Below are 25,607 nucleotides of genomic sequence, written 5' to 3'. Positions count from 1 at the left end.
ACGCAACACTTTCGGGGCGTCGGTGTTGCGGCGGTTGAAGCAGAGCAAAGGCGGCAGTTGAGGTGCGGCCAGGCCCGCACCTCCCGGACATTTGTCCCGAGGCTGACCCGACCGGTCCCACTGTCGGCGCAAATCGGTTGCGGGCGGCCGGCGTAGCCCGCAGGCTCGGGCGGATGAGCGCACAGCCCGCACCCGACGTGCCGCACACCGACGAGACGACGGCCCGGCGCATCGACGTGGGCCTGGTCCGCCGACTGGTGGCCGAGCAGTTCCCCCGGTGGGCCGAGCTGCCGGTGCGCCCGGTCGAGGTCGGCGGCTGGGACAACCGGACCTTCCGCCTGGGTGCGGAGATGACCGTGCGGCTGCCCAGCGGGGAGGGCTACGCGTTGCAGGTCGCCAAGGAGCAGCGCTGGCTGCCGGTGCTCGGCGGGCAACTGCCGCTGGAGATCCCCAGCCCGCTGGCCCACGGGCGACCCGGCGCCGGCTACCCGTACCCGTGGTCGGTCTACGGCTGGATCGACGGCCGGACCGCGCGACCCGAACGGATCGACGACCTGACCCGGTTCGCCACCGACCTCGCCGCCTTCCTGCGCGCCCTGCGCGCCGTCGACACCACCGACGCCCCGGAGGCCGGCCCGCACAGCGCCTGGCGCGGTGGTCCGCTGTCCACGTACGACCCGGAGACCCGGGCCGCGATCGAGACGCACCGCGACCGGCTGCCCGTCGACGTGGTCACCGACATCTGGCAGGCCGCTCTCGACGCCACCTGGTCCGGGCCACCGGTCTGGTTCCATGGCGACGTCGCGGACGGCAACCTGCTGGTCCGCGACGGCCGGCTCGCCGCTGTCATCGACTTTGGCTGCTGCGGTGTCGGCGACCCCGCCTGCGACACCGTGATCGCCTGGACCCTGCTGCGCGGCGGCGCGCGGGCGGCGTTCCTCGACGCGCTCGACGTCGACGCGGCCACCTGGGCGCGCGGACGCGGGTGGGCGCTGTGGAAGGCGCTCATCACGCTGGACGCTTCGGAGCCGGCAACGGCGGCCTGGGCCCGGCAGGTGCTCGGCGAACTGCTCGCCGAGCACGCCGTGTCCCGCTGAACCCCGGCGCACCGGCCCCGGCCGAGGCGACTCGTCAGGGACCGGTTCGGAGCGGGGTGGCGTGTTCAATCCGGCAGCGCGGGCAGCGCAGCTTCGCCCCGGTGGCGACGGTCGGCACGCGCAGTCGCTGCCCGCAGCCGCAGGTGAACTCCCGGGCCGAGCGGAGGTACTCGGCGCGGTCGCGGCGTGGCCAGCGGCTGTGGCAGCGGGCGCACCACTTCGGCGGGTAGTTGTTGTACCAGGCCAGCCCGAACGCTCCCCCGACCATCAGGGCGCCGGGGACCAGCAGGCCCAGTGGCGCGAGCAGGGCGGGCCACAGGGCGCCGACGCCGTCGGACAGCACCGCGCCGACCACGGCCAACACGACAATCGGCACGCCGAGCAGGGTGAACCCGAAGCCCCATGCGAAGGCCAGCAGCGACAGCAGGAACACCGCCCACATGCCGCCGGGGGCCCACCGCCGGACGCCGTACCCGCCGCAGCGTGGACAGTTTGGTGCGGCACGGTGCGGTACGGCCCGCAGCGCCTTTGGCGCGAGCCATTCGGTCAGTTTGCCGATGATCGCCTCGACCAGCTTGCTCGCCAGGGCCTGCAGAAAGGCGCTGAGCATCGACACCTCCCTCCGACGCACTCGCCAGCCCGGAGCGGCCGGCCCACCGCCATCGTGGTGGACCCGTGCCAGCGCACCGCCCCACCGCGCCGACGGCTAGCGTCGGCCCGTCGCGGCCGCGCCGGAGCCCGTCGGGCCGGACAACGGCCGGTCCGGGCACGCGTCGGCCCCGGGAGTACCCCTCTTTCCGCAGCCAGGAGGCCGCCGCGCATGACGTCGTCGTCACCCACCCACCGCCGCACCGCCGAGGTCACCGCCGTACGGCGGATCGGCGACAGCGCGCCGCACAGCGCGTTCACCGACCTCGTCCGGCACGCCGGGACGTGGTTCTGCGCCTTCCGTGAGGCGCGGACGCACCTATCCGACGACGGCGTGATCCGGGTGCTGACCTCGGCGGACGGTCGGGCCTGGAGCTCCGCGGCGGTCATCCGGCAGGACGGCGTCGACCTGCGCGACCCCCGGTTCGTCGTGCGGCCCGACGGGCGCCTGCAACTGTTCGCGGCGGCGGCGACCGGAGAGACGAGCAAGACGTTCGACACGGTGACCTGGCTCTCCGGGGACGGGCGCACCTGGGGCGACCCGGTTCCCGTGGGCGAGCCGGGCGTCTGGGTGTGGCGGGCCGCCTGGCACGACGACGCGATGTACGCCGTCGGCTACGCCACCCGGGGGCCACGGTTCGCCCGGCTCTACCGCAGTGCTGACGGCGTCGACCTGCGGCGGTGGGTGCCGACGCTGTTCGAGGGCGGCTACCCCAACGAGTCGGGTCTGGCCTTCGCCCCGGACGGCACCGCCCACTGCCTGCTGCGCCGCGACGGCGACAGCGCCACCGCGCAGCTCGGCCGGGCCGCAGCGCCGTACCGGGAGTGGACCTGGACCGACCTGGGGGTGCGGGTGGGCGGGCCGGCGCTGCTCCGGCTGCCCGACGGGCGGCTGCTGGCCGGCGTACGGCTGCTCGACGGCGACGTCCGCACCGCGATCTGCGCCGTCGACCCGGAGCGCGGCACGCTTACCGAACTGGTCGCGTTGCCCTCCGGCGGCGACACCAGCTACCCGGGCCTGGTCTGGCACGACGACCTGCTCTGGGCCAGCTACTACTCCTCCCACGAGGGACGCACCTGCGTCTACCTGGCCGAGGTCAGCCTGGCCGAGGAGGCGACGGTCGGTTAGCGTGCCGGCATGCCATCGACGCTCGACGAATCGACAGACCCGTACTGTCTACGCCCCGGGGAGGCCGCCGAGCTGCTGCGCGGGCACCCGTGGCGGCGGTTCGTGGCGATCGGCGACAGCGTCGTGGAGGGCATGTGCGAGCCGACGCCGGGCTACCCGGACGTGCAGTGGGTCGACCGGGTCGCCGCCGAGCTGACCGCCGTCCGCCCCGATCTGGCGTACCGCAATCTGGGTCGACGCGGGCTGCGCGCGCACCAGGTGCGGGCCGCGCAGCTCGCCCCGGCGCTGGCCTTCGAGCCGGACCTGGCGCTGGTCGTCTGCGGCGGCAACGACGCCTTCGGCCCGGCGTACGACGCGGACGCGGTGGACGCCGAGCTGACCGCGATGATCAGCCCGCTACGGGACGCGGGAGCGGACGTGATCACGGTGGGCATGTTCGACGTGTCGCACAGCCCGGCCGTGCCCGAGCACGTGCGGGCCGGCCTCGGGGAACGGATGCGCCGCCTCTCCGCGCACACGGCACTGCTCGCCGACCGCCTGGGAACGGTCCACGTGCACCTCACCGACCACCCACTGACGGCCGACCCCACCCTCTACAGCACCGACGGCCGCCACGGCAGCGCCCGCAGCGACGCGATAGCGACAGCGGAAACCCTCCGCGCCCTCCGAAAGCGACGGTGATCATGAAGTTATTGCCGTCCGGCACGGCGTGTCGGGGCAATAACTTCATGATCACCCGGTGGGGGTCGGGGTCAGTTGGACAGGAGGATTCCCGTCAGGAGGACTCCGTGGGCCAGGTTGAGGATTCCGTCGCCGCCGGGGAAGCCGACCCTCGCCAGGCCGCCGGAGGCGTGGCGACCGAACAGGTACGGAGCCAGGGAGTACGGGACGTCGGCCGTGACCGTCTCGCCGGTCTCGATCTGCACGAAGTCCATCGGCACCCGGTCGGCCGGCAGGTACTGCTGCAGGATCGCGCCGCCCCGGTCGACGGCCGCGCGCAGGCCGTCGGCCCAGTCCGTCGGGCTCAGCTCGGGGCCGATCAGCACACCGTGCCCGGCCGAGCCGTCCGCCGGTTTCGCCACCAGCTCGGCCTGCTCGGCGATCGCCCGGTCGAGCACCGCGACGGTCAACGGCACCGTGTACGGCACGTGCCGGCGGATCAGCGTCTGGTCGTCGGCGGGCAGGGCGTCCACGTCCTCCCACAGCCAGGCGAAGGTGGTCTTGTTGCCGAGCAGCCAGGCCGCCGCCGACACGAACATCGGCAGCGTGCCGGCGGCCAGCGCGCCGGCCACCGCGTCCAGGCCGGCGGTCGGGGTGACCCGGTTGGGCACGAAGAGGCGGAACAGCGCGTCGACCGGCGCACCGTCCACCACGAGCCGCTTGTCGGCGGCCAGGGTCGCGGTGGCCAGGGGCGCGATGACCAGGTCGATGCCGAAGTCCCGGGCCCGTACGGCGAGCGGGCTGAGGATGCGGATGAACGTCTCCGGGTCGTCCAGCCCCGGGTAGTCGGCGTCGAAGTCCATCAGCAGCGCCAGCCGGGCGCCGTCGGGCAACCCCAGCTCCTCGCGGATCGCCACGAAACGTTGGTCCAGCAGCGACGGCGCGGCGCGTACCGGCAGGTCGTCGAGGATGCCGTGCTCGGCGTAGAGCTGCGCGAACCGCTGGATGACGGTGTCGGCGTCGAATCCTCCCCCGAGGCTGCTGTCGATGTTGTACTCGACGAACTTCGGCACACCCTCGGTGAAGATCACATCCGGTCGGTACGCGGCCAGCAGCGCCTCGGTCAGCGGCTCCGACTCGTCCAGCAGCCGGGTCTCCCCCGCCGGGACGCCGAGCAGCCGGCGCAGCTCGCCGGCGGTGTCCACCCGGCGCCGGCAGGTGTCCAGGATGAGTTGGGCCAGCCGGTCGCAGACCTCGTTCAGCTCCCGCCAGGCGTCGGCGGTCAGGATCGGGGGGCGGGCCAGCCGCCACTGTTTGTTGTAGGTGGCCCGCCCGTGAAAGACGCGTTCCCAGGCGGCCGCGCCGCTGGCCACCATGGCCTGGCGGGCCGGCGCCGGCAGGTCGGTCCAGGCCCGGTCGACCGACGGCCACGAGTAGTTCGGGTCGATCATGATGAGTCCTTCATGGTCAGGTGGATGGCGGTGGCGAGCTGCTCCCGGGAGGGCTGCACGGCGCGGTCCAGGGCGGGGGCGAACGGCAGCACCGCCCCGTCCGGGCGGGTGACCCGGCGCGGTGGGGCGAGCAGCCGGACCCGCTCCACCACCGAGGCGATGATCTCGGCGGCGATGCCGCAGGAGCGGTTGGCGTCGTCGAGCACCACGAGACGCCCGGTGCGGGCGACCGACTCGATCAACCCGTCGATGTCGAAGGGGTACAGGGTGCGCGGGTCGAACACCTCCACCGAGACCTGGTCGGCCAACTCCTCGGCGACCGCGAGCGCGTCGTGCACGAGGTGCCCGATCGCGACCACCGTGACGTCGTCGCCGAAGCGGTGGACGCGGCCCCGACCCAGCGGCACCGGTTCCAGATCGGACACGTCGTCGCGCGTGTCCATCGCGCCGGCCGGGGCGAACACCACCACCGGGTCGTCGTGCCGGATCGCGCTGACCAGCAGCCCGTACGCGTCGGCCGGGGTGGCCGGCACGACGGTGACCACGCCGACGTGGGCGAACAGGCTGTACGGGTGGTCGGAGTGCTGCCCCGCCCAACCGGTACGCGACCCGGAGCCGGGCACCAGGTAGGTGACCGGCACCGCGCACTGCCCGCCGGTCATCAGCGGGAACTTGTGCGCGTGGTTGACGACCTGCTCGAAGACCAGGAACAGCAGCGACGGGATCTGGAACTCGATCACCGGCCGCAGCCCGGCCAGCGCCGCCCCGGTGGCGAAGCTGGTGAACGCCTGCTCCGACAGCGGGGTGTCGCGGACCCGGTCGACGCCGAACCGCTTGGCCAGCCCGGTGGTCACCAGCGACGCGCCGACCTGGATGTCCTCACCGAGCAGGAACACCGCCTCGTCGCGGGCCAGCTCGTCGGCGAGGGCCCGGGTCAACGCCCGGCGGTACGACAGTCGGGGCACCTCAGCCACCTCCGGTGCGGGCGGTCAGGCCGCTGGCGTACAGGTAGGTAAGCGCGTCGGCCGGGTCGGGGTGCGGGCTGTCCAGGGCGAAGCGCACCGCCGCGTCGAGGGTCGCCTCCACCTCGGCGTCCACGGTGGCGCGGTCGGCGTCGCAGAGCCGTTCGCCCTGGAGGCGCACCGGATCGCGGGCCCGGCCCCGGTTCACCTCGTCGGGCGGACGGTAGTCGAGGCGTACCGCGTGTTCGAAGGTGTGGTGGGCGTCGAAGCGGTAGGTTCGGGCCTCGATCAGCTCGGGGCCGCCGCCGGCGCGCATCCGGTCGACGGCGGCGGCCGCCGCGTCGCGTACCGCCTCCGGGTCCTGGCCGTCGACCTCGACGGCGCGGATGCCGAACGCGGCGGCGCGGCCGGCGATGCTGCCGGCCACCGCGCCGGCGACCGGCATGGTGGTGGCGTAGCCGTTGTTCTCGCAGACGAACAACACCGGCACCCGCCACAGCGCGGCGAGGTTGAACGCCTCCAGCAGCATCCCCTCGTTGACCGCGCCGTCGCCGAAGAAGCTCACCCCGACGGTGTCGTGGCCCTGCCGTCGCCGGGCCCACACCGCGCCCGTGATGATCGCCCCGGAGGCGCCGACGATGGCGTTCGCGCCGAGCACGCCGATGCTCAGGTCGGCGGCGTGCATCGAACCGCCCCGCCCGGCGTTGAGGCCGGTCAGCCGGCCGCACAGCTCGGCGAGCATCCGGGCCGGGTCGGCGCCGCGGGCCAGCACGTGCCCGTGCCCACGGTGGGTGCCGGCGAGCACGTCGTCGGCCCCGAGCGCGGCGCAGACGCCGGCGGCGATCCCCTCCTGACCGAGGTACGGGTGGATGCCGCCGACGATCTGCCCGCCGTGGACCAGCTCCACCGCCCGCTGTTCGAACCGGCGGATCAGCCGGACCGTGCGGTAGAGCCGGACCGGGTCGGCGTCGGTCACGCCGGCGCCTTGATCGCCGCGAGGATGTCGTCCCAGAGCCGGGTGATGCCCGGCTGCGTCCTACCCCGGTCGTACCGTGACATGGTCAGTCTCCCTGCTGCGCGCGGTGGCGCCAGATGACCGGGCAGTAGTCGGGGTCCGCGTAGTCCGGCCGCCCGTCGTGGGTGCGGCGGACCAGCACGTCGTGGTTGTACGCGGCGAGCGAACCGTCCGAGAGTGGATACTCCCGCCAGGCGTTGTCGCCGTCCTGCAGGTGCAGCGAGATCGCCTGTCGAGGGCGGCCGCTGACGTTGGGGCCACTGCCGTGGTAGGTGCGGCAGTGGTGAAAGCTGACATGTCCCTTGGGGATCACCATCGGGATCTTGCGGATCTCGGCGCCGTTGTACGCGGCGTTCTCGGCCAGCATCTCCTCCAGCTGGCTGCGGTCCCGGTCGGCGAAGTGCCGCACGACGGTGTCGTCGGCGCCGATCTCGGACCACCGGTGCGAACCGTCGACCATGGTGATGGTGCCCATCTCCTGGCCGCAGTCGTGAAACGGGATGAACGCGGTGAGCATCTTCTCCGACGACGACGACGCCCAGTAGTGCTTGTCGAAGTGCCACGGCACGATGTTGCTCGGCTCGCCGGAGATCGGCGGCTTGTAGATCAGCGTGGACTGGAAGACGCGGATCTCGTCGGCCTCGGCGAGCCGGGCGGCGACCGCGCCGATCAGCGGCTTGCGCAGGATCGCGCCCAGCCCGTCGTGCTCGTGGTGGACGTAGTCGTTGTGCCGCTGCACCGGCCCCCTGGCGGGCTCCCAGTAGGCGAGCTTCGGTGGGCGCACCGGCAGCCGGCGGTCGCGTTCGCCGTCGTAGTAGCGCTGCGCGGCGGCGGCGAGCGCGTCCACCTCATCGTCGGTGAACAGCTTCTTCGACAGGTACCAGCCGTGCTCGGCGTAGTGCCGCACGTCGTCGTCGGACGGCAGCAGCGCCTGCTCGGTCGTGGTCAACGTCGACTCGTAACCGGTCGCGGTCATGCGCCCACCGCCGTGGCCGCAGCCAGTTCCCGCTCCTTGGCCTCGTACAGCGCCTTGATGTTGCCGCTGCCGAAGCCGCTCGCGCCCCGCCGCTCGATCAGCTCCAGGAACAGCGTGCGGCGCACGTGCATCGACTCGGCGAAGATCTGCAACAGCTGCCCGCCGTGATCGGAGTCGACCAGCACTCCCAGCTCGCGCAGTCGTTCCAGCGGGGCATCCACCCGGCCGACCCGCGCCTCCAGGGCGTCGTAGTAGCTGGCGGGGGTGCCGGCGAAGCGGACCCCGCGCCGGCCCAGCGACTCGACGGCGGCCACGATGTCGTCGGTACGCAACCCCAGGTGCTGCACTCCCCCACCGGCGTGCTGGTCGAGGAACGCGTCGATCTGCCCCGGCCGGCGGGTCCGGTCCGGCTCCAGCAGCACCACGGTGACCTGCCCGGACCGGCTCTGCACCACCTTGGAGTTCATCGCCTGCCCGTCGACCTCGATGTGCTCCTCGAAGATCTGCGCGAAGTCGAACAGCCCCTCGAAGTGCCGGACCGTCTCGTCGAGCTGGCCGGGCGGCACGCAGACCGCCAGGTGGTCGACCTCGGCGAGCACCGGCTTCCCCTCGTCCGTCGTGAACGGCGTCGGTGTGATCACCCCGGGCAGGAAGTCGGCGCGGCTCCCCCGGCGCTGCACCAGGCGGTGCCGCACGTCGGCGAAGCCGTCCACCTCGGCGGTCACCACCTCGGCGTCCGCGCCGGTCAGCGTGGTCGGTGGCGTCCCGCCGGTCGCGCCCCGGCCCACCAGCTCGGCGTACGCCTCGGCGACATCGCCGACCTCGACCGCGACGACCGCGATGCCGTCGCCGTGGCGCTGCACGTACCGGGCCGCCGGATGCTCGGCGCTCAGCCCGGAGGTGAGCAGCAGGCGGATGTCGCCGTGGCAGAGCAGCAGTGAGCGCTGCCCGGCCAGCCCGGTCTCCGGGCCACCCTGGCCGCAGATCTGGAAACCGACGGCGGTGCTGAAGTAGAAGGCCGCCTGTCGGGCGTCACCTACGTAGAGTTCGATGTGGTCGATCCCACGGATGTCCATGTTCAGTGCCCTTCCCCATGCTTCCCCCGCGTTGCCGTCCGGACGCCCCCCGTCCGGGATGCCGCGTCGCTCACCTCCTCGGCTCGGCGACCCGCGCGAGCAGCAGGCTCACGTTGTGGCCGCCGAACCCGAACGAGTTGGTCAGCGCGTACTCCGGGTCGGCCTTGCGGGGCGTGCCACGGATGTGGTCCGCCGGGCAGGCCGGGTCCGGGTCGTCGAGGTGGTACGTCGGTGGCAGCAGCCCCCGACCGAGCGCCAACGCGGTCGCCGCGGCCTCCAGCACCCCGGAGGCGCCGAGCAGGTGGCCGGTGAGCGCCTTGGTGGAGCTGACCGGCACGCCGCCGTCGCCGAAGACGTCCGCGAGGGCGGTGGTCTCGGCGATGTCGCCGAGTTTCGTGCCGGTGCCGTGCGCGTTGACGTAGCCGACCACGGCCGCCGGCACGCCCGAGCTGCGCAGCGCGCCGCGGATGCACGCGGCCGCGCCGGCGCCGTCGGGGCGCGGGGCGGTCGGGTGGTACGCGTCGGTGGTCGCGCCGTAGCCGGCCACCTCGGCGTACCCGGTGACACCGCGTGCGGCGGCGTGCTCGGCACGTTCGACCACCAGCAGCGCCGCGCCCTCGGCCAGCACGAACCCGGAGCGGGACGTGTCGAACGGCCGGCTCGCCCGGGACGGGTCGTCCCCGCCGCGGGCCAGCGCCCGCGCGTTGCCGAAGGTGTCGGCGAAGGTGGGAAACAGCGGCGCCTCACTGGCCCCGCAGAGCACCACGTCGGCCTCCCCCGCCCGGATCAAGCGGACCGCGTCGGCGATGGCCTGGGCGCCGGACGCGCAGGCCGTGCCGACCGACGAGGTGTAGCCCCGGATGCCGTGCGCGATGGCGATCCGCGCCGCCGGCATGTTCGGCAGGATGCCGGTGAGCAGGTACGGGCTGACCGCCGCGCGGCCCCGGGCGGCGCGGGCGAGCACCTGGGTCTCCAGGGTGGCCATCCCGCCGACCCCGCCGACGATCACGCCGATCCGGGACTCGTCGACGTCGCGGCCCACCTCGATGCCGGCGTCGGCGAGCGCGTCGGCGGCGGCGAGCAGCGCGAGCACCACGATCCGGTCCAGCACGCGGCTCTCCGGCCCGGACACGACGCTGCGCGGGTCGATGTCCGGCAGCAGGCCGGCGACGTCCAGCGACTCGCGCGCCGGATGACCGTCGGGCGGCCGGGTCAGCCCGGAACGACCGGTGGTCAGCGCGTCGAAGGTCTCCTCGACGCCCCGCCCGACCGGGGTGAACAGACCCATCCCGGTGATCAGGGCGCTCACGATGACGCCTCGGTCAGGTAGCGCTCGCGCAGGGCCACCTTGCGGACCTTGCCGGTCACGGTGACCGGGATGTCGTCCGAGCGCACCGGCACCACCCGGCGCAGCGTGGCGCCGACGTCCGCACCGAGCGCGGCGCGGACCCGTTCGGTGCGGTCCTCCGCCTCGTCGGCGCCGGCCGCCAACTCCAGCAGCACGTCGGTGACCACACCACCGGCCTCCGCGCCGATCACCACCGTACAGTCGATGACGTCCGGGCAGGTGGCGAGGATCTTCTCCTCGGACAGGGCGGTGAAGAACCGCCGGCCGTCTCCGGCGTCGACCGAGTCGACCGCCCGGTCCAGGTGGTAGTAGCGGCCGTCGGCGTCGGCCCGGACCAGGTCGCCGGTGAGGTACCAGCCGCGCTGGCGGAACCGGTGGGTGGTGACCGAGTCGTTCCAGTAGCCCCGGAACAGCGACGGCGAGTCGACGCCCAGGAAACCCACCTCGCCGACCGGCACCGGCTCGCCGTCGGCGTCGAGCACCGCGACCCGGGCGAACTGGTACGGGCGGCCGATGCAGCGGCCGTACCGGTCGGTGTCGGCGCGGTGGGTGATGTGGAACATGGAGTGCCCCATCTCGCTGGAGCCCAGCCCGTCGATGAAGACCGAGCCGGGCACCCGGGCCACGCCGTCGCGGGTGACGGTGTCCCGCCAGCCGGTCGCGACCAGCCGGCGGATGTGCGGCTCGTGCGAGCAGTCGCCGGTGTTGAACCACAGCCGCACCGAGTCCAGGTCGTACCCGGACAGGTCGAAGCGGGCCAGCTCGGCCCAGGTGACCGAGAAACCGAACACCCCGTCGGGACGCCAGCGCTGGATGGCGTCGAGCACCCGCTCGCCGCCCTGCTCGGACAGCAGAAAAATCTCCGCGCGGTTGCCCAGCGCCTGGTTGACCATCAGCACGGTGGCGGTGTGCGGTGCGGGCAGCGCGTTGAGGATCCGCCGGGTGCCCTGTGCCTGCGGCATGGTGAGCAGGTGCCGGGTGGCGGCGAAGAGGCTGGCGTGTGAGTGCAGCACCGCCTTGGGCACCCCGGTCGTCCCCGAGGTGTGGGTGATCACGATCGGGTCGTCGGCGTGGTGCCGGTAGTGCGCCGGGGCGGCGGCCGGATCGCCCGTGCCGGCCTGCGCAGGCGTGCCCAGCAGCGGTACGCCCAGGTCGTACCCGGCCAGCAGCGCGGTGTGCGCGGCGTCGGCGAGCACACCGACGCCGCGGAGCCGGCGAATGTACTCGGCGGCGATCTCGGGACGGAGCTTGCCGTTCATCAGCGCCGGGATCGCCCCGAGCCGGGCCAGCGCCAGGAAGCTGAGCACCATGTCGGCGGCAGCGGTGGCCCAGACGGCGACCGGGTCGCGGGGGCGTACCCCGCGCTCGCGCAGCCAGGCGGCGCGGGCGGCGACCCGCTCGTCGAGCTGGCCCAGCGTGAGCGGCGCCTCGGCCGGGTGTCCGTCGACGGCGGTGTCGAAGGTCAGGCCGGGCCCGTCCGGGTCGGCGCCGTGCGCCAGCACCCGGGCCAGCATGTTGCCCGCGCCCAGCTCGGTGTCGGCGGCCAACGCGCCGCGCAGTCGTGGTGTCCTCATGGTCGTGCTTCTCCCCCCAGCAGCACCGCGACCGCCTCGGTGGACGTGTCGGGCGCCTGTTCGATCAGGACCAGCAGCACCTCGTCGGCGTCGCCGTCGTCGCGCAGCAGGGTCGCCTCGGCTGTGCCGTCGGCGTACGGGTCGCCGGTCGGGCTGAGGCAGACCACCGGGCCGCGCAGCCCCCAGCGGGCCGCGAGGTGCCCGGCGACGCTGTTGGGCACGGACTGGTAGAAGAACAGCGGACCGACCCGTCCGCCGGCCTCGACGGTGGCCCGCACGTGCTCGGCGCTGGCCCGGTCCCCGCTGGCGGTGACCAGCACGATCGCCGTCCGCGTCCCGGCGGGCACCGGCGCGGTCCCGTGCCGCCGCCGCAGACACCGCTCGGCAACGGCCACCACCACCGGAGCGAACCCCGAGAACACGAACCCCGGCACGCCCGGCACCTCCCCGTCGCCGTCCTCGGGCCAGCGAGCCCGCGCAAGCTCCGCCACCCCCGCCTGCCGCGATCTTGCGGTTTCTGTCGTCGTTTCGCGTGCTTCATCGGATTTGTCGGGACAGGATGTGCAAGATCGCGGGGAGGTCGGGGTGGTCACGGGGTGCCGACCAGGAGGGCGGTGTTGGCGCCCCCGAAGGCGGCGTTGAGGGTCAGGGCGTGGGTCGCGGTCGTCCGGCGTGGACGGTCCGTGATGACATCCAGCGGGCACGCCTCGTCCGGGCCCCGCCAGCCGGCGTTGACGGGCAGTGCGCCGTGGCGCAGCGCCAGCGCGGTGACCACCAGTTCGAGCAGCCCGGACGCCTCCAACGCGTGCCCGTGCAGCGCCTTGGTGGAGCTGACCGGCACCTGCCCGACGTACCCGTCGAGGGCTTGGCGCAGCGCTGCCGCCTCGGCGGCGTCGCTCTGTGCGGTGCCGGTGGCGTTGGCGTTGACGTAGCCGACGGCCCGCGGTGACAGCCCGGCCCGGCGCAGCGCGGCGCGCACCGCGTGCGCCAGCCCGGTGCCGGACGGGTCCGGCTGGCAGGGGTGGAACGCGTCCCCGGCCCGCCCCCAACCGGCCACGGTGGCCACCGGCTCACCGTCTCGTCGACGGGCCGCCGCGCTGGACTCGAGCACCACCGCGGCCACCCCGTCGCCGAGCAGCAACCCCCGTCGGCCGGCGCTGAACGGGCGTACCGCCCCGTCGTCGGCGAGAGCCCTGCCGGCGTCGAAGAGCGCGAACTGGTCCGGTTCGACGAGGTAGCCGGCGGCCACCACCGCCCGGTCCAGGTCGCCCCGGGCGATGAGGGAGGCGGCGTCGGCCACCGCCGTGCTCGCCGACACGCAGGCGCTGGTGTAGACGCGGGTCGGACCGGACAGTCCGGCGCGCAGCGCGAGCTGGCCGGCGAGCGCCGCCGGGGTGGGTCCCGCGCCCGACGCCGGGCCGCCGTGCACGGCGAGCAGCAACGCGCACCCCGCCCGCCGTACGTCGGTCAGCCCGGCCGCCGCGCAGGCCGCATCGATCGCGGCGGCCAGCTCGTCGGCGAGGGTGCCCACGTCGGGCAGGGTGGCGGCCACGGCGACCCGCCGGGCGGTGGTGTCGAAGCGGCGTACCGGGCCGAACGCCGGCTCACCGGCCAGAACGCCGGCGAGCTGCGCCTCGGCGCCCCGACCGAGGGCGCTGACCGCGTGCACACCGGTGAGCTGGGCGACGGGTGGCTCAGCCATCTGCGGTAGCGGCCAGCGACGCCCGGAAGACCACCAGGGCGTCGTCGACGGTACGAATGCCGGCCAGGTCGTCGTCGGTGAGGTCGAGCCGACGCTCGTAGCGCTGCTCGATGAGGTGCACGAGCCAGGCGAGTTCCATCGAGCCGATCCGGTCCGGGACCTCGGCGGCGGGTTTCGCGGTGAGTTCGGCGAGCATGGTCAGCAGGTCAGCTCGCCCCAGGTCGGGCTGACCGGGCATCAGGCGTTGTCGCTCGTCGCCTCGGCGACGCGGTCGGCGACCACGGTGGTGAACTCGCCGACCGTCATCAGGGCCAGCTTCTCCGACTCGTCGTCGGCGAACGTCACGCCGTAGCGGTCCTCGACGCGGACGGACAGGTCTGCAAGGGCCAGCGATTCCAGGTCGACGCCGGACGGGCCGAGCGTGGTGTCGTCGTCGAGCCCCTCGACGTCGTAGTTCATGTCGGCGAGCTGTTCGACGACGAAGGCACGGACCTCGGCTCTCATGGATATCCTCTCTGCGTGGACCAACTGACGGTGTCCGATCGGGACACCGCGTACGTGTGGGTCGGTCGGGACACCGGCGGTCGGCCGGGCCCCGCCGTGCGGTTGCTGCGGCGGGCGGGCGCGGCGCTGCTCGGTCGCGCCGAGGCGGAGGTGGTGCTGGCACACGGCCCTGCCGGCAACCCGGTCGTACGGGTCGCCGGGCCGGTGGACTCCGGGCCCGTCGAGCTTCCGGTCAGCGTCAGCCGCGCCGGTCAGGTCGTGGTGGTCGCCGCCCGTGCGGCCGGCCCGGTCGGCGTGGACGTGGAGCGGGTCCGTCCGCTGCCCGCGCTCGCGCTGGCCCGCCGCTGGTTCTCGCCGGCCGAGCTGGCCTGGTTGGCCGGTCGACCCGAGGCCGCCCGGGCGGCGGACTTCCTGCGGCTGTGGACCGCCAAGGAGGCGGTCGGCAAGGCGCTCGGCCGGGGGCTGCGTGTCGGCGGACTGCTCCGGGAGATGCCCCCGCCGGACGGGCCCGGGCTGCCGCTGCGCCCGGTGCCCGGCGGCGAGCCCCTGCGGGTCGGTAATCCGGAGCTGGGTGACGGTCTCGTCCTGGCCGTCGCGGTACGCGCCGAGGCGGGCGTCGAGGTCGTCGTCAAGGTGGTGCAGCGGGCCGGTCACGAGGGCGGCGTCGAGGTGGTGCAGCGGGCCGGTCACGGCGTCGCCGCCGAGCGCAGCGCGCCGGTCGAGCGGACCAGCTTGCCGGTGGTGGTGCGGGGCAACGCGTCGAGCAGGCGCAGCACCCGGGGTCGCTTGTAGCCGGCCAACCGCTCGGCGAGCAGCTTGTCCAGCATCTCCTCCGACAGCGGGCCGTTCGGCTGGACGTACGCGGTGATGCCGTCGTCCCACACCACCACGGCGGCGGCCACGCCGGGCAGCTCGGCGACGGTGGCCTCGACCTCGGTGAGGTCGACCTTCATCCCGCCCACCGAGACCTGCGAGTCGAGCCGGCCGCGCAGGGTGACCAGGCCGGAACCGCTGTCGACGGTGCCGGCGTCGCGGGTGTGCAGCCAGCCGTCGGCCCAGCGGGTCGGGTCGCTCAGCCCGACGTACGGCGAGGCCGGGCAGGACACCCACAGCTCGCCGTCGGACTCGCGGACCTCGATGCCGGGGGCCGGGGCGATCGACGGCCGGTGCGCCCCGTGCAGGTCGGTGCCGATCACGCCGACCTCGGTCATCCCGTACATGTTGCCCAGCGGCACCCCGTACCGGTCGGTGAACGCCTGGGCCACGGCGGCCGGCACCAGTTCGCCGCCGGTGGTCATCCGCCGTAACTGCGGCAGGGGCCCGGACGGCCGGGTGGAGGCGAGCAGACCGATGTGGAACGGCACCCCCAGCACGGTGGCCGGCGTCGGGTCGACGGCGATCGCGGCCAGCACGGCGTCGCCGCTGAGCCGCTGCGGCGGCACCAGCTCGACGCCGGCGTGCAGGCCGTAGAGCAGGCCGCCGACGAGGCCGAGCACGTGCACCATGGAGGGCAGCAGGATGATGCGCTCGCCGGGCAGTGGCACCCCGTCGATGCGCGTGTAGCGGTCCACCTCGGCGACCAGGTCGGCGGCGGTACGGCCGATCACCTTGGACGGGCCGGTGGAGCCGGAGCTGAGCTGGATGACGGCGTGCCCGCTGACCGCCGGGCGGTCGGCGAAGCGGGTGACGCTCTCGGTGACGTCGACGAAGACCTTCAGCGCGCCACCGGAGGTCCGCAGCGGCGCGATCACCACCTGCGGGGTGAGCCGGGTCAGCGCCCGATCCACCTCGTGGTCGGTCAGCCGGTGGTCGAGCAGGATCGCCTGCGCGCCGGTGCGCCAGGTGGCCAGCAGGTTCACCACGTACGCCAGTGACGGCGGCAGTCGTAGCGCGGCGGCGCCGCCGGGGCGCAGGCCGGCAGCGATGAGCCGGTCCTGCGCGGCGGTCACCAGCCGGTGCAGGGTGACCCGGTCGATCGGTTCCGGCAGACGGAGACAAACATCGGTCGGATGGCCGGAGAACAGGACGTCGTCCACCCATCCGGGGTCTTCAGCCGTAAGGTTTCCTGTCGATTGATCCATCGCCCTCGCCGTTCAAACCGCAGCACAAATTAGGGCATAGCAGCCGTTTGTGAACAACTTTCGGGGTGCTGACGGAACCCTACGACAGCCGCGCGGAACATCGCTAGATGCAAATGGCTAGATCAAAACAAGCACCCGGACCGATTGCCACATACCGCCGCCGACCACCGGCCAGCGCGGTCACCGAAGGGGATGAAGGGTCACCGGATCAGCCCGACGAGGGTGGCCAGTCGGGCCACGCCGGCGGCTGCCGGGCCGTGGGGGGCGATCTCGGCGATGAGGGTACGGGCGGCAGGGCGACAGCGGACTTCGGCGGGCGCGATGGTGTCGGCGTCGACCAGCGCACGACCGGCGGCGGCGATGTGGCCGGTCTGCAGGTAGGCGCGGGCGGCGTCGACGAGGTGCGCGGCGCGGTGTTCGGCGGGGAGCCCAGACCAGCCGTCGCGGCGGACGGCCCGCTCGTGGTGGCACAGGGCCCGGTCGGCGTCGCCGAGGTGCAGGGCGGTGAGGAAGCGGGCCAGCAGCACGACGACCGGGCCGAAAGCGGTGTGCTGCGCGTGGTCGGTGCCGGCACGACGGTCGGCCAGTGCGGCGGCGTGGTCGATCAGGTCGTCGACGCGGTGGCGCTCGCCACACGCGGCAGCGGCCATCGCGGCCTGAAGCAGCAGTGTTCCGCGTACCCCATCATCGGCGGCGGTGCCCGCGGCCGCGACGGCGGCGGTGCGGGCGAGGCGGTCACGGCCCAGGGCGCGCAGCGCCTGCGCGACGGCGATGGTGGCCGCGCCCGTGCCGATGGGATCGCCGGTGGCGGCGGTGATCCCCCGGTCCGCGGCGAGCCACGCAAGGTCCGGCTCACCGAGCTTGACGAGCACCGAGGCGGTGATCCGGTACGCCGGCACCAGCAGGCCCGGTGTGGCATGGGCGGCGTCGAGCAGGGCGGGCAGCGCCCGCAGAAGCTGCGCGTAGTGGGCGTGCTCGTAGGTGAGCCAGGCGTACGCGACGTGCCGCTCGATCTCGTGCACCGCCACGGTGCGGGTCGGGCGTTGGTGGTAGTGGGCCAGGGCCGTGCGGACCGCGTCGACGCCGTCGAGGCCGACCGCCAGCACCGAAGGCTTGCGGCTATCGAGCAGGACGGCCGGGTCGATGCGCAGCACCTCGGCGATCTCCTGGACGACGGAGTAGCGGTCCAGGGCACGCACGCCACGCTCGACCTTGTCGACCCAGCTCTTCGACTTGCCGAGCCGGTCGGCGAGCATCTGCTGGGTCAGCCGCCGACGCACCCGCCACCGGGCCACCCGCCGTCCGACCGGCTCGTCACGCTCCACGACGGGCCGGGTCACCGGTCGCGCCCCTGGGACAGTGGCTGGGTGGGCTGCCCACAGTGGGGGCACCACCTCGCCTTCACTCGGAACGCCAGGAGCCCGAGCAGAAACCCTGGCACCCGGCCGCCGAACACCATCGCCACAACTCCGGAAACCACGCGCACCTTCACCTTTCAAGCTCTTCATCGTGACTCGACCCGCTCGTCTTGACGTGTCCAGTGGACCCCGTCCACGAAGCCGCCACGTCAGGTGCGCTCGGTGCCTATCAGTGCCCACGAGTGCCGCAGCCACCCGATGTCCGACCGAATCGCTACTGTTCGTGTGGCGGTCGCTACAGATGAGGAGGCTGGAGGGTGGCACTCAGCGGAGAGGCGTTGACGCGGTTGTTGGCCGAGGCGGGCTGGCAGCCGGAGCAATTCGCTCGACGTCTCAACGAGTGCGCCGAGCGACACGGGCGGCCGGAGCGGCTGCACCTCAAGACGCCGTACAAGTGGAAGAGGGGCGATGTCCCCCGGGCACCGTGGCCGTCGTTGACCAGGGCTCTGCTGTCCGAGCGGTTGCGGCGGACGGTTGGTCTCGATGAGCTGGGTTGGCCGAGCGACGGGTTCGAGGCCGCTCCCGCCTCGGCCGGGCTTGACCTGCCCTGGTCCGCGAACGGGGCCTTGCGGGCGGGCGAGGTGGTGAACGAACCTGAGGGGATGACGCACCGACGGATGTTCCTCACTCTGCTCGGTTCCGCACTGACCTCACCAGCGCATGAGTGGCTGATCGCCCAACCACCCCAGGACATCGCATCGGCCGCCGGCCGGCCCGTGTCCGGCGACGTCGTGAACCACCTGGACGCGGTCACCGCCAGCCTGCGACGCATGGACGACCACCTTGGCAGCGGTCAGACCCTCGGCCTGGTCCGCAAGCACCTGAGCACGGTGGTCGAGGTGCTGCGCGAACGCAGCTATACCGACGCGGTCGGCCGGCGGCTGCACGGCACCGCCGGTGAGCTGCTGCGCCTCGCCGGTTGGCTCTCCTTCGACGACGGCCACCACACCCAGGCGCAACGTTTCTGGATCGCCGGCCTCTATCAGGCCAACGCGGCAGGTGATCGCGGACTCGGCGCGAACATCCTCGGCTTCATGTCCTGCCAGGCCAAAGATCTCGGTCAGCTCCGCCAGGCCGTGACCCTCGCCGAGACCGCGCGAGCCAGCTACCCGGCTACGAGCCCCAAGGTGGGGACGATCCTCGATCTGCGGGCAGCCGAGGCGTATGCCAACAACCGTTCGGTAACCGACACCCGTCGTGCGCTCGACACCGCATTCGACAGGTTCACCGACAGCCGGCCGGAGCATGGCGACCCGGACTGGTCCTACTGGATCAACGAGGCGCAGGCTCACGCCCAGGCCGGCTACTGCTTCGTCAAGCTGGAAGACTGGCCGCGCGCTCGTGACCACCTGCGGGCAGCCCTGCGGCTACAGAGCAACGAGTACACCCGCGAAGGCGCACTGCGCAACGCGTTGCTCGCGACGACGTACGTCCAGCAGGAACACCCCGAACTGGACAAGGCGCTCGCCCTCGGCGACCAAGCCGTGCAGACCCTGACCGGGCAGGTCACCTCCACCAGGTGCATCAAGCACGTGCGCAACCTGGTGGGAGCGCTGACCCCGTACCGGCGCACTCCGACCGTCCGCCGGTTCTGTCAGGACGCCCGGGACCTCATCGCCTCCTGAATGGTGACTCCGAGGGGCAGGGTCGCGCGTCACACGCCGGCGAGTTAGCGTACCTCGAAATCTCATAAGACGTAGCAAACATGCGAACGCTCGTTGCCCCGTGGGGCACTCCATCATCCGACGGTGTTGCGCCGAAGAGGCGGTAGGTCCAATATTGGCAAATGATTGATTGGGTAGGCTGGGACTCTGATGAGTGCGCTGTCACCTTGGGCAAATCACTGAAGCTGGCCGAAGATTTCAACCCTCGTGACGCAACCCATATCTCAAAATTCGAGAAGATGAACGTCGGCGAATTAAGAGAAGCGCTCGCGCTTCACCTCGCCCAGGTTCCTCGAGTAACTGATTGCTCGGGTCGCGGGCCGCTGAACGTCGGCCGCTTCGCGGGGCGCTCCTAACAGCGGGCCTCTTGGTGAAGCTCCGACATTTAGGTTCGGATAGGAGGTCCACCTGGCGTGTGGGGGCAGTGTCGTCGGCCCTGTGGTGGTCAGTTGATGAAGAGCAGCTCGGAGAAGGCCGTAGCAGGGATTCTTCAACGCCGTTGCGTTGAAGCAAACGACCGCCGTGGCAACGCAGGCTGGCTGGTGCGCGCGTAACACCCGTCCGGGCGATGCCACTCCGGTAAGCGGTATACCTCACAGGTATAAATATGACTCCTTGGTATACGGCTCACCAGCAACATGCCCACCGAGGCCACTATTCGCAGCTGACGCAGAAGGGCGACCTGGAGTGGGAGTGCACGGCCCCGACGATCTTGCAGTTTTGGTTGTCGACACGACGGGGCTGACCTTTGCGTCTGTACGGCAAGTGCAAGATCGCGAAGCAGGAGTGGGTTTGCACCGTCGATCAAGGAGTTGTGGTGCCGGCAGCGCGGATGGTCAGGCCAGCGCCGGCGTCTGCGCGTGGATGTGGAAGCGCAGCGAACGGGCGTCGGTGAAACACTCCCGCATCGGGCGCACCAGGTCCCGGTGCTCTTCAGTGCGCTCCCAGCTCTCGAAGTCGGCCAGGCTCGCCCATTCGCTGGTGATCAGCCACTGCTCCGGGTCGGTCGACGAGCGGCAGACCTGGTCGACCGGATGCCCCGGTACGCCGTCGGCGACCAGATGCCGCACCTGGCTCGTACGCGGCGAGGAACTCCTCGGTGCGTGCGCCGGCACCCGGACCAGGAAGATCACTCGGGCCCGCTGCTCGCTCATGGCGTCTCTCCCCTCGTCGGCGCGGCCCCCCGCAGGATCAGCGCGCTGTTGAACCCGTCGAAGCCCCGCGCGCAGACCAGCGCGAGCCGACTGCGCGGCCGGCGGTGCTCCCGCAGGAAGTCCAGCTCGCACCCGTCGGCCACCTCGTCCGGGCCGGCGGACGCGGGCAGCGTGTCGTGCGCGAACGCGAGCAGCGCGGTGGCCACGTCCAGCGCCGAGCCGCCCTGGTGTGCCCGGCCGGTCAACGGCTTCTGGGTGGTGACCGGGGGCGGCCGGTCGGCGAACACGGCGCGCAGCGCCTCAGCCTCGCTGCGGTCGTAGCGGGGCACACCGAGGGCGTCGGGCAGCACCATGTCGATCCCGGCCGCCGCGACACCCGCCCGGTCCAGGGCCAGCCGCATCGCGCGGGCGTACTGCCCCACGTCGCCGGCGCTGTCGACCGTGGTGTGCGCGGCGTCGTGGGTCGCGCCCCAACCGCTCACCTCGCCGTAGATCCGGGCACCCCGCGACAGCGCGTGCCCCAGCTCCTCGACCACGAACACCGCGCCGCCCTCGGCCGGCAGGTAGCCGCTGGCCGCCGCGTCGAACGGCCGGTACGCCCGCTCCGGGTCGGCGACGTCGCTGAGCAGCCCGGAGCGCAGTTGGCAGGCCAGCGCGTACGGGCTCAGTGGACACTCGGTCGCGCCCGCGATCACCACCGGCGTGCCCCGGCGTACGGCGCGGGCGGCGTGCGCGAGGCTGTCCAGCCCGCCGGCCGTCTCCGCGACCAGCACCCCGCTCGGTCCCTTGAACTGGTGGTGGATGGAGAGCTGTCCGACGCTGGCCGCGTAGAACCAGGCGATCGACTGGTACGCCCCGACGGTGCGCGACGTCCCGCCCCACAGCCGTTGCAGCTCCCGCTGGCCGAACAGGTTGCCCCCGGACGAGCTGGCCAGGGTCATGGCGTAGCCGTACGGGTCGGGCGCCCGCTCGGGCAGGCCGGCGTCGGTCAGCGCCAGCCGGGTGGCGGCGAAGCCGAGGTGCGTCCACCTGTCGGTCTGCACCAGTTGCCGGCTGTCGGCGTACGAGTCGGCCGTGAAGTCGGGGACCTCGCCGCCGAAGCGGGTCGGGTAGCCGGCCGGGTCGAACAGGGTGATCGGCCCGGTGCGCCGGGTGCCGGCCAGGACGGTGCGCCAGTGCGCGTCCACGCCGACGCCGCTCGGCGCGACCACCCCGATGCCGGTGACGACCGCCCGGGCGGTGCTCACGCCGCCACCGGGGGGAGCCGGCGGAACACCATCGCCGACTGGAAGCCGCCGAACCCACTGCCGACCGACAGGGCCACGTTGACGGGCACCTCCCGCGCCTCGTTGGGTACGTAGTCCAGGTCGCACTCCGGGTCGCGGGTGCTCCAGTTGGCCGTGGGCGGCACGACGCCGAACTCGATCGCGAGAGCGCAGGCTGCCATCTCGATCGACCCGATCGCGCCGAGCGAGTGCCCCACCATCGACTTGATCGAGCTGATCGGCACGCGGTACGCGGCCTGGCCCAACGCCCGCTTGAACGCGGCCGTCTCGTGCCGGTCGTTCTGCCGGGTCCCCGAGCCGTGGGCGCTGATGTAGGAGACCTGCTCGGGGATGATCCGGCCCTGCCGCAGCGCGTCGGTGACGGCGAGGCCCATCTCCAGCCCGTCCGGGCGCAGGCCGGTCATGTGGTAGCCGTTGCTGCGGCTGGCGTAGCCGGCGACCTCGCAGTAGACGTGCGCGCCGCGCCTGCGGGCGTGCCCGGCCTCCTCCAGCACCAGCACCGCCGCGCCCTCGGCCAGCACGAACCCGTGCCGGTCGGCGTCGAAAGGACGGGAGGCGTGCGCGGGGTCGTCGTTGTCGGGGCTGGTCGCCTTGATCGCGTCGAACGAGGCGACGGTCACCGGTGAGATCGGCGAGTCCGCCGCGCCGGCCAGCACGATGTCCGCCTCGCCGTCCACGATCAGCTGGTGGGCGTAGCCGATGGCGTCGATGCCCGACGTGCAGCCGGTGGAGACCACCTGCGCCGGGCCGTGCAGCCCGTGCCGGCAGGCCACGTCGGCGGCCAGGCTGCTGGGCACCAGCGCCTGGTACAGGTACGGGCCGCCAAGCGCCGCGTCGACCAGCCAACGCCGGCCGTGGTCGCTGACCCGCACGTACTCCTGTTCCAGGGCCATCGTGCCGCCCACGGCGGTGCCGAGCACCACCCCGGCGCGGTCCCGCTCGGCGTCGGTGAGCACCAGGCCGGCGTCGGCGATCGCTTCGGTGGAGCAGGCCAGCGCGAACTGCACGTACCGGTCGGCGCGGCTGCGTTCGGCGTCGGTGAGCCCCGCGGCCATCGGGTCGAAGTCGCACTCGGCGGCGATCTGGGAGCGGAACGGTGACGGGTCGAAGAAGCTGATCCGCCGGGTGGCCGTACGTCCCTCGGTGATGGTCTTCCAGAAGCGGTCCCGGCTCGCGCCGCCGGGAGCGACCACCCCGATGCCGGTCACCACCGTGCGACGCCCGGTCACGACCCGCCCCGTTGCTCGACCAGCTCCGTGTCGACGTGTCCCAGCTCCGGACGCGGGGCCAGCGGGCCCAGGTGGAAGACCACCTCGGCCGGCTCGGATCCGGTGTTGCGCAGCCGGTGCCGCACGTTGACCGGCACGAACAGCGCCTCCCCGGCCGCGACCTCGGTGGGCTGGTCGTCCAGGTCGACCGTGATCGCGCCACGCGCCACGTACAGGAACTCCTCGCTGTACGGGTGGTAGTGCTCGGCGATCCGCTCCCCCGGCGCGAGGGCGGCTACCCCGAGGAATCCGGAGGTGCTGCCGACGGTGCGGGGTCCGAGGAGCACCCGCAGTTCGCCGCCGCGCCGCCGGTCGGCCGGTACGTCGGTCGCGGCGATCGGCCGGGTTCCCAGGTCACTCATCGCGGGCCCCCGTCGGCTCGCCGGCGACAGCCGGGCTGTTCGGCGCGGCGTCGGCCGCCGTGCTGTCCTGCTCCGCGCGCTGCCGGGCGATCCGTTCCACCCGGTCCTTGATCACCGCGAGTTGGATTCCGCTGTTGGTGTTGATCCGCTCGGTCATCCCGGCGTTGTCGACCGGCGCGGTGGGCTTCATGGCGAAGTCCTGCGTCCAGGTCATCCGGGTGCCGCCGGCCTCCTCGGTGTAGCGCCAGTGGATCCGCATGTACTCGAACGGCCCGGTCTCCACCCGGTGCGCCCGCACCTGCCGGCTCACCGGGTCGGCGGTGCGTTCGCTGACCCAGCTCCACGCCACCCCGTTCTCGTCGGGGTACATGGTGAGCCGGAACCGCACGGTGTGCCCGTCGCGGTGCAGGATCTCCACCACGGCGTACTCGGTGAACAGCTCGGTCCAGTTCGCCACGTCGTTGGTGACGTCCCAGACCAGCGCGAGCGGCGCGTCGATGACCACGGAGTTCTCGGTGTGCCCGGGCGGGTCGGTGCGCCGGGCGACCAGGTCGGCCACCGCCGGGATGCTCAGCTGCCCGGCCTGTTCGGGGATGCTCACCTGCCACCGGTCGGCGACGACCGCGGAGAGTTCCAGCAGCGCGAGCGAATCCATGCCCAGCTCCTCCAGTGACGCGGCGGGCGCCCGCGCGGCGGCGTCGGCGTCCAGCCCGCAGTGCGCCACCAGGATGTCGGTGATCTCGGCGGTCATCGGGCGACCATGGGTGACGGTCATCGGGTCCTCCGGTTGGATACGTCGGGCTCCGCGGCAGGCGCGGCGCGGGGTGTGGGGGTGGCCGTCGACCGCTGCGCGGGCACCGGCGGCGGCGTGGTGAGCAGTCGGTCGACCAGGCCGGTGGTGTAGCGGCCCTTGCGGAATGCGGCGTCGTCGAGCACCCGCCGGACGAACCCGATGGTGGTGTGCACGCCCGGCCCGGCGATGTCGAACTCCTCCAGGGCACGCTCCAACCGGTTGAGCGCCAACTCCCGGTCGGGCGCCCAGACGATCACCTTGGCCAGCAGCGAGTCGTACCAGGGGCCGACCAGGTAGCCGGCGCTGGCGTGGGTGTCCACGCGGGTGAACGGGCCGCCGGGCGGGGTGAACCGCTCCAGGCGGCCGGGCGTGGGCACGAAGTCACGCTCCGGGTCCTCGGTGTTGACGCGGCACTCCACGGCGACGCCGTGCAGCCGGATCTCCTCCTGCCGCCACCGCAGCGGCACCCCGGCCGCGATGTGCAGTTGCTCGTGCACCAGGTCGATCCCGGTGACCATCTCGGTGACGGGATGTTCCACCTGGATCCGGCAGTTGATCTCCAGGAAGTGGAAGCGTTCCTCGGCGTCCACCAGGAACTCCAACGTGCCCGCGCCGACGAAGCCGACCTCCAGGGCACCCCGCAGCGCGGTCTCGGCGATGGCGTCGAGCGCGGCGGCGGACAGCGCGGGAGCGGGCGCCTCCTCGACGAGTTTCTGGTGCCGGCGCTGCACCGAGCAGTCCCGGGTGCCCAGGTGCACGCCGTTGCCGTGGGAGTCGCAGAGTACCTGCACCTCGACGTGCCGGGCCTCGGTAAGGTACCGCTCGACGTACACCCGGTCATCGCCGAAGGCGGCCTGCGCGGCGGCCCGCGTCCGCGCGTACGCCCGGGCCAGCTCGGCCGGGTGGCGCACCACGGTCATTCCCCGGCCGCCGCCCCCGGCGGCGGCCTTCACGATCACCGGGTAGCCGACGGCCTCGGCGACCTCGGCCGCGGCGGCGGCGGTCTCCACCGGCGCGACGCTGCCCGCCGGCAGCGGCAGCCCGGCCCGGCTCATGAGGGCCCGGGCCGAGGACTTGTCGGCCAGCGCCGCCATCACCGCCGGCGGCGGGCCGATGAACGTCAGGCCGTTGTCCGCGCAGATCTCGGCGAAGTCGGCGTCCTCGGACAGGAAGCCGTACCCGGGATGCACGGCCTGCGCGCCCACCTGCCGGGCCGCCTCCACGATCGCGGCGGCGTTGAGGTAGCTGCGCCGGCTCGACGCCGGCCCGATCCGCACGGCCTGGTCGGCGAGGCGTACGGCAGCCGAGTCGGCGTCGGCGGCGGAGTAGACCACCGCCGTACGCACGCCCAGCTCCCGACACGCCCGCAGCACCCGCAGCGCGATCTCACCCCGGTTGGCGATCAGCACGGTCTCGAACATTTTTCACCCATCCCCGCC

The 25,607-nt window shown here is 72.9% G+C and carries 25 protein-coding genes and 1 pseudogene; 6 read left to right on the top strand and 20 right to left on the bottom strand.

All coding sequences use genetic code 11. The annotated features are described in order from the left end of the window. Positions 1-173: 173 nt before the first annotated feature. The gene (locus tag OG505_RS09150; protein WP_405432514.1) at positions 174-1,097 is read left to right on the top strand and encodes an aminoglycoside phosphotransferase family protein; all 924 of its coding nucleotides are present in this window, start codon (positions 174-176) and stop codon (positions 1,095-1,097) included. A gap of 34 nt (positions 1,098-1,131) precedes the next feature. Here OG505_RS09150 and OG505_RS09145 read toward each other — a convergent pair whose 3' ends face one another. Then, a complete protein-coding gene (locus OG505_RS09145) occupies positions 1,132-1,707 on the bottom strand; it encodes a hypothetical protein (RefSeq protein ID WP_405432513.1) in 576 nt (191 codons plus the stop codon). Between the two features lie 210 nt (positions 1,708-1,917). Here OG505_RS09145 and OG505_RS09140 point away from each other — a divergent pair, with 210 nt between their 5' ends. Together OG505_RS09140 and OG505_RS09135 are read left to right on the top strand one after the other, a co-directional pair. Further along, positions 1,918-2,874: a sialidase family protein gene (locus tag OG505_RS09140; RefSeq protein WP_405432511.1), complete on the top strand. Its 957-nt coding sequence runs from the start codon at positions 1,918-1,920 to the stop codon at positions 2,872-2,874. A gap of 9 nt (positions 2,875-2,883) precedes the next feature. After that, on the top strand, positions 2,884-3,555 hold the full coding sequence (locus OG505_RS09135) for an SGNH/GDSL hydrolase family protein (RefSeq protein WP_405432509.1): 672 nt from the start codon (positions 2,884-2,886) through the stop codon (positions 3,553-3,555). A 71-nt stretch (positions 3,556-3,626) separates the two neighbouring features. Here the strand turns inward: OG505_RS09135 and OG505_RS09130 are convergent, their stop codons facing one another. The 11 genes from OG505_RS09130 to OG505_RS09080 form a co-directional block, all read right to left on the bottom strand. Beyond that, positions 3,627-4,985, bottom strand: coding sequence for a hypothetical protein (locus OG505_RS09130; protein WP_405432507.1), 1,359 nt, complete (start codon positions 4,983-4,985; stop codon positions 3,627-3,629). Then, the gene (locus tag OG505_RS09125; RefSeq protein ID WP_405432506.1) at positions 4,982-5,950 is read right to left on the bottom strand and encodes an alpha-ketoacid dehydrogenase subunit beta; all 969 of its coding nucleotides are present in this window, start codon (positions 5,948-5,950) and stop codon (positions 4,982-4,984) included. The genes OG505_RS09130 and OG505_RS09125 overlap by 4 nt, the downstream gene beginning before the upstream one ends. Before the next feature lies 1 nt (position 5,951). Continuing rightward, on the bottom strand, positions 5,952-6,923 hold the full coding sequence (locus OG505_RS09120) for a thiamine pyrophosphate-dependent dehydrogenase E1 component subunit alpha (RefSeq protein ID WP_405432504.1): 972 nt from the start codon (positions 6,921-6,923) through the stop codon (positions 5,952-5,954). A gap of 85 nt (positions 6,924-7,008) precedes the next feature. After that, positions 7,009-7,938: a phytanoyl-CoA dioxygenase family protein gene (locus tag OG505_RS09115; protein ID WP_405432502.1), complete on the bottom strand. Its 930-nt coding sequence runs from the start codon at positions 7,936-7,938 to the stop codon at positions 7,009-7,011. Next, on the bottom strand, positions 7,935-9,014 hold the full coding sequence (hppD, locus tag OG505_RS09110; protein ID WP_405432500.1) for a 4-hydroxyphenylpyruvate dioxygenase: 1,080 nt from the start codon (positions 9,012-9,014) through the stop codon (positions 7,935-7,937). The genes OG505_RS09115 and hppD overlap by 4 nt, the downstream gene beginning before the upstream one ends. Before the next feature lie 70 nt (positions 9,015-9,084). Next, positions 9,085-10,323 carry a beta-ketoacyl-[acyl-carrier-protein] synthase family protein gene (locus tag OG505_RS09105; protein ID WP_405432498.1) on the bottom strand — a complete coding sequence of 413 codons (1,239 nt, stop codon included), beginning with the start codon at positions 10,321-10,323 and terminating at the stop codon, positions 9,085-9,087. Next, positions 10,320-11,936 carry a class I adenylate-forming enzyme family protein gene (locus OG505_RS09100; protein ID WP_405432496.1) on the bottom strand — a complete coding sequence of 539 codons (1,617 nt, stop codon included), beginning with the start codon at positions 11,934-11,936 and terminating at the stop codon, positions 10,320-10,322. Before OG505_RS09100 ends, OG505_RS09105 begins: the two co-directional genes overlap by 4 nt. Continuing rightward, the gene (locus OG505_RS09095; RefSeq protein ID WP_405432495.1) at positions 11,933-12,427 is read right to left on the bottom strand and encodes a beta-ketoacyl synthase chain length factor; all 495 of its coding nucleotides are present in this window, start codon (positions 12,425-12,427) and stop codon (positions 11,933-11,935) included. Before OG505_RS09095 ends, OG505_RS09100 begins: the two co-directional genes overlap by 4 nt. 98 nt (positions 12,428-12,525) lie before the next feature. Next, complete coding sequence (locus tag OG505_RS09090; protein ID WP_405432493.1) at positions 12,526-13,638, bottom strand: beta-ketoacyl-[acyl-carrier-protein] synthase family protein; 1,113 nt, start codon at positions 13,636-13,638, stop codon at positions 12,526-12,528. Then, positions 13,631-13,876 carry an acyl carrier protein gene (locus OG505_RS09085; protein WP_405432491.1) on the bottom strand — a complete coding sequence of 82 codons (246 nt, stop codon included), beginning with the start codon at positions 13,874-13,876 and terminating at the stop codon, positions 13,631-13,633. Before OG505_RS09085 ends, OG505_RS09090 begins: the two co-directional genes overlap by 8 nt. Beyond that, complete coding sequence (locus tag OG505_RS09080; RefSeq protein WP_405432490.1) at positions 13,876-14,142, bottom strand: acyl carrier protein; 267 nt, start codon at positions 14,140-14,142, stop codon at positions 13,876-13,878. The genes OG505_RS09085 and OG505_RS09080 overlap by 1 nt, the downstream gene beginning before the upstream one ends. A gap of 15 nt (positions 14,143-14,157) precedes the next feature. On the opposite strand from OG505_RS09080, the gene OG505_RS09075 reads away from it, so the two are divergent. Continuing rightward, the gene (locus OG505_RS09075; protein ID WP_405432489.1) at positions 14,158-14,934 is read left to right on the top strand and encodes a 4'-phosphopantetheinyl transferase family protein; all 777 of its coding nucleotides are present in this window, start codon (positions 14,158-14,160) and stop codon (positions 14,932-14,934) included. Here the strand turns inward: OG505_RS09075 and OG505_RS09070 are convergent. Both OG505_RS09070 and OG505_RS09065 read right to left on the bottom strand, forming a co-directional pair. Continuing rightward, positions 14,829-16,223: a class I adenylate-forming enzyme family protein gene (locus OG505_RS09070; protein ID WP_405432487.1), complete on the bottom strand. Its 1,395-nt coding sequence runs from the start codon at positions 16,221-16,223 to the stop codon at positions 14,829-14,831. The genes OG505_RS09075 and OG505_RS09070 overlap by 106 nt on opposite strands. Positions 16,224-16,423: 200 nt before the next feature. Continuing rightward, the gene (locus tag OG505_RS09065; RefSeq protein WP_405432486.1) at positions 16,424-17,563 is read right to left on the bottom strand and encodes a helix-turn-helix domain-containing protein; all 1,140 of its coding nucleotides are present in this window, start codon (positions 17,561-17,563) and stop codon (positions 16,424-16,426) included. A 335-nt stretch (positions 17,564-17,898) separates the two neighbouring features. On the opposite strand from OG505_RS09065, the gene OG505_RS09060 reads away from it, so the two are divergent. Then, on the top strand, positions 17,899-19,266 hold the full coding sequence (locus tag OG505_RS09060; protein ID WP_405432485.1) for a hypothetical protein: 1,368 nt from the start codon (positions 17,899-17,901) through the stop codon (positions 19,264-19,266). Positions 19,267-19,427: 161 nt separating this feature from the next. Further along, positions 19,428-19,661 (top strand): hypothetical protein, encoded by a 234-nt coding sequence (locus OG505_RS09055; RefSeq protein ID WP_405432484.1) that lies wholly within the window; start codon positions 19,428-19,430, stop codon positions 19,659-19,661. A 480-nt stretch (positions 19,662-20,141) separates the two neighbouring features. Here OG505_RS09055 and OG505_RS09050 read toward each other — a convergent pair. The 6 genes and pseudogenes from OG505_RS09050 to OG505_RS09025 form a co-directional block, all read right to left on the bottom strand. Continuing rightward, positions 20,142-20,459: pseudogene (locus tag OG505_RS09050) on the bottom strand (antibiotic biosynthesis monooxygenase family protein). Continuing rightward, positions 20,456-21,706 carry a beta-ketoacyl synthase N-terminal-like domain-containing protein gene (locus OG505_RS09045; protein ID WP_405432482.1) on the bottom strand — a complete coding sequence of 417 codons (1,251 nt, stop codon included), beginning with the start codon at positions 21,704-21,706 and terminating at the stop codon, positions 20,456-20,458. The pseudogene OG505_RS09050 and the gene OG505_RS09045 overlap by 4 nt, the downstream one beginning before the upstream one ends. Further along, positions 21,703-22,974: a beta-ketoacyl-[acyl-carrier-protein] synthase family protein gene (locus OG505_RS09040; RefSeq protein WP_405432481.1), complete on the bottom strand. Its 1,272-nt coding sequence runs from the start codon at positions 22,972-22,974 to the stop codon at positions 21,703-21,705. The genes OG505_RS09045 and OG505_RS09040 overlap by 4 nt, the downstream gene beginning before the upstream one ends. Then, complete coding sequence (locus OG505_RS09035) at positions 22,971-23,375, bottom strand: cupin domain-containing protein (protein ID WP_405432479.1); 405 nt, start codon at positions 23,373-23,375, stop codon at positions 22,971-22,973. Before OG505_RS09035 ends, OG505_RS09040 begins: the two co-directional genes overlap by 4 nt. Continuing rightward, positions 23,368-24,150: an SRPBCC family protein gene (locus OG505_RS09030; RefSeq protein ID WP_405432477.1), complete on the bottom strand. Its 783-nt coding sequence runs from the start codon at positions 24,148-24,150 to the stop codon at positions 23,368-23,370. Before OG505_RS09030 ends, OG505_RS09035 begins: the two co-directional genes overlap by 8 nt. Next, the gene (locus tag OG505_RS09025; protein WP_405432476.1) at positions 24,147-25,589 is read right to left on the bottom strand and encodes an acetyl/propionyl/methylcrotonyl-CoA carboxylase subunit alpha; all 1,443 of its coding nucleotides are present in this window, start codon (positions 25,587-25,589) and stop codon (positions 24,147-24,149) included. The genes OG505_RS09030 and OG505_RS09025 overlap by 4 nt, the downstream gene beginning before the upstream one ends. Between the last annotated feature and the right edge of the window lie 18 nt (positions 25,590-25,607).

Origin of the sequence: Micromonospora sp. NBC_00617 (genome assembly GCF_045161355.1) — a bacterium.
In the GTDB taxonomy this organism is placed as follows: domain Bacteria; phylum Actinomycetota; class Actinomycetes; order Mycobacteriales; family Micromonosporaceae; genus Micromonospora.
The sequence above is the reverse complement of the archived record's forward strand: the minus strand, read 5'-3'. Positions and strand labels throughout refer to the sequence as shown.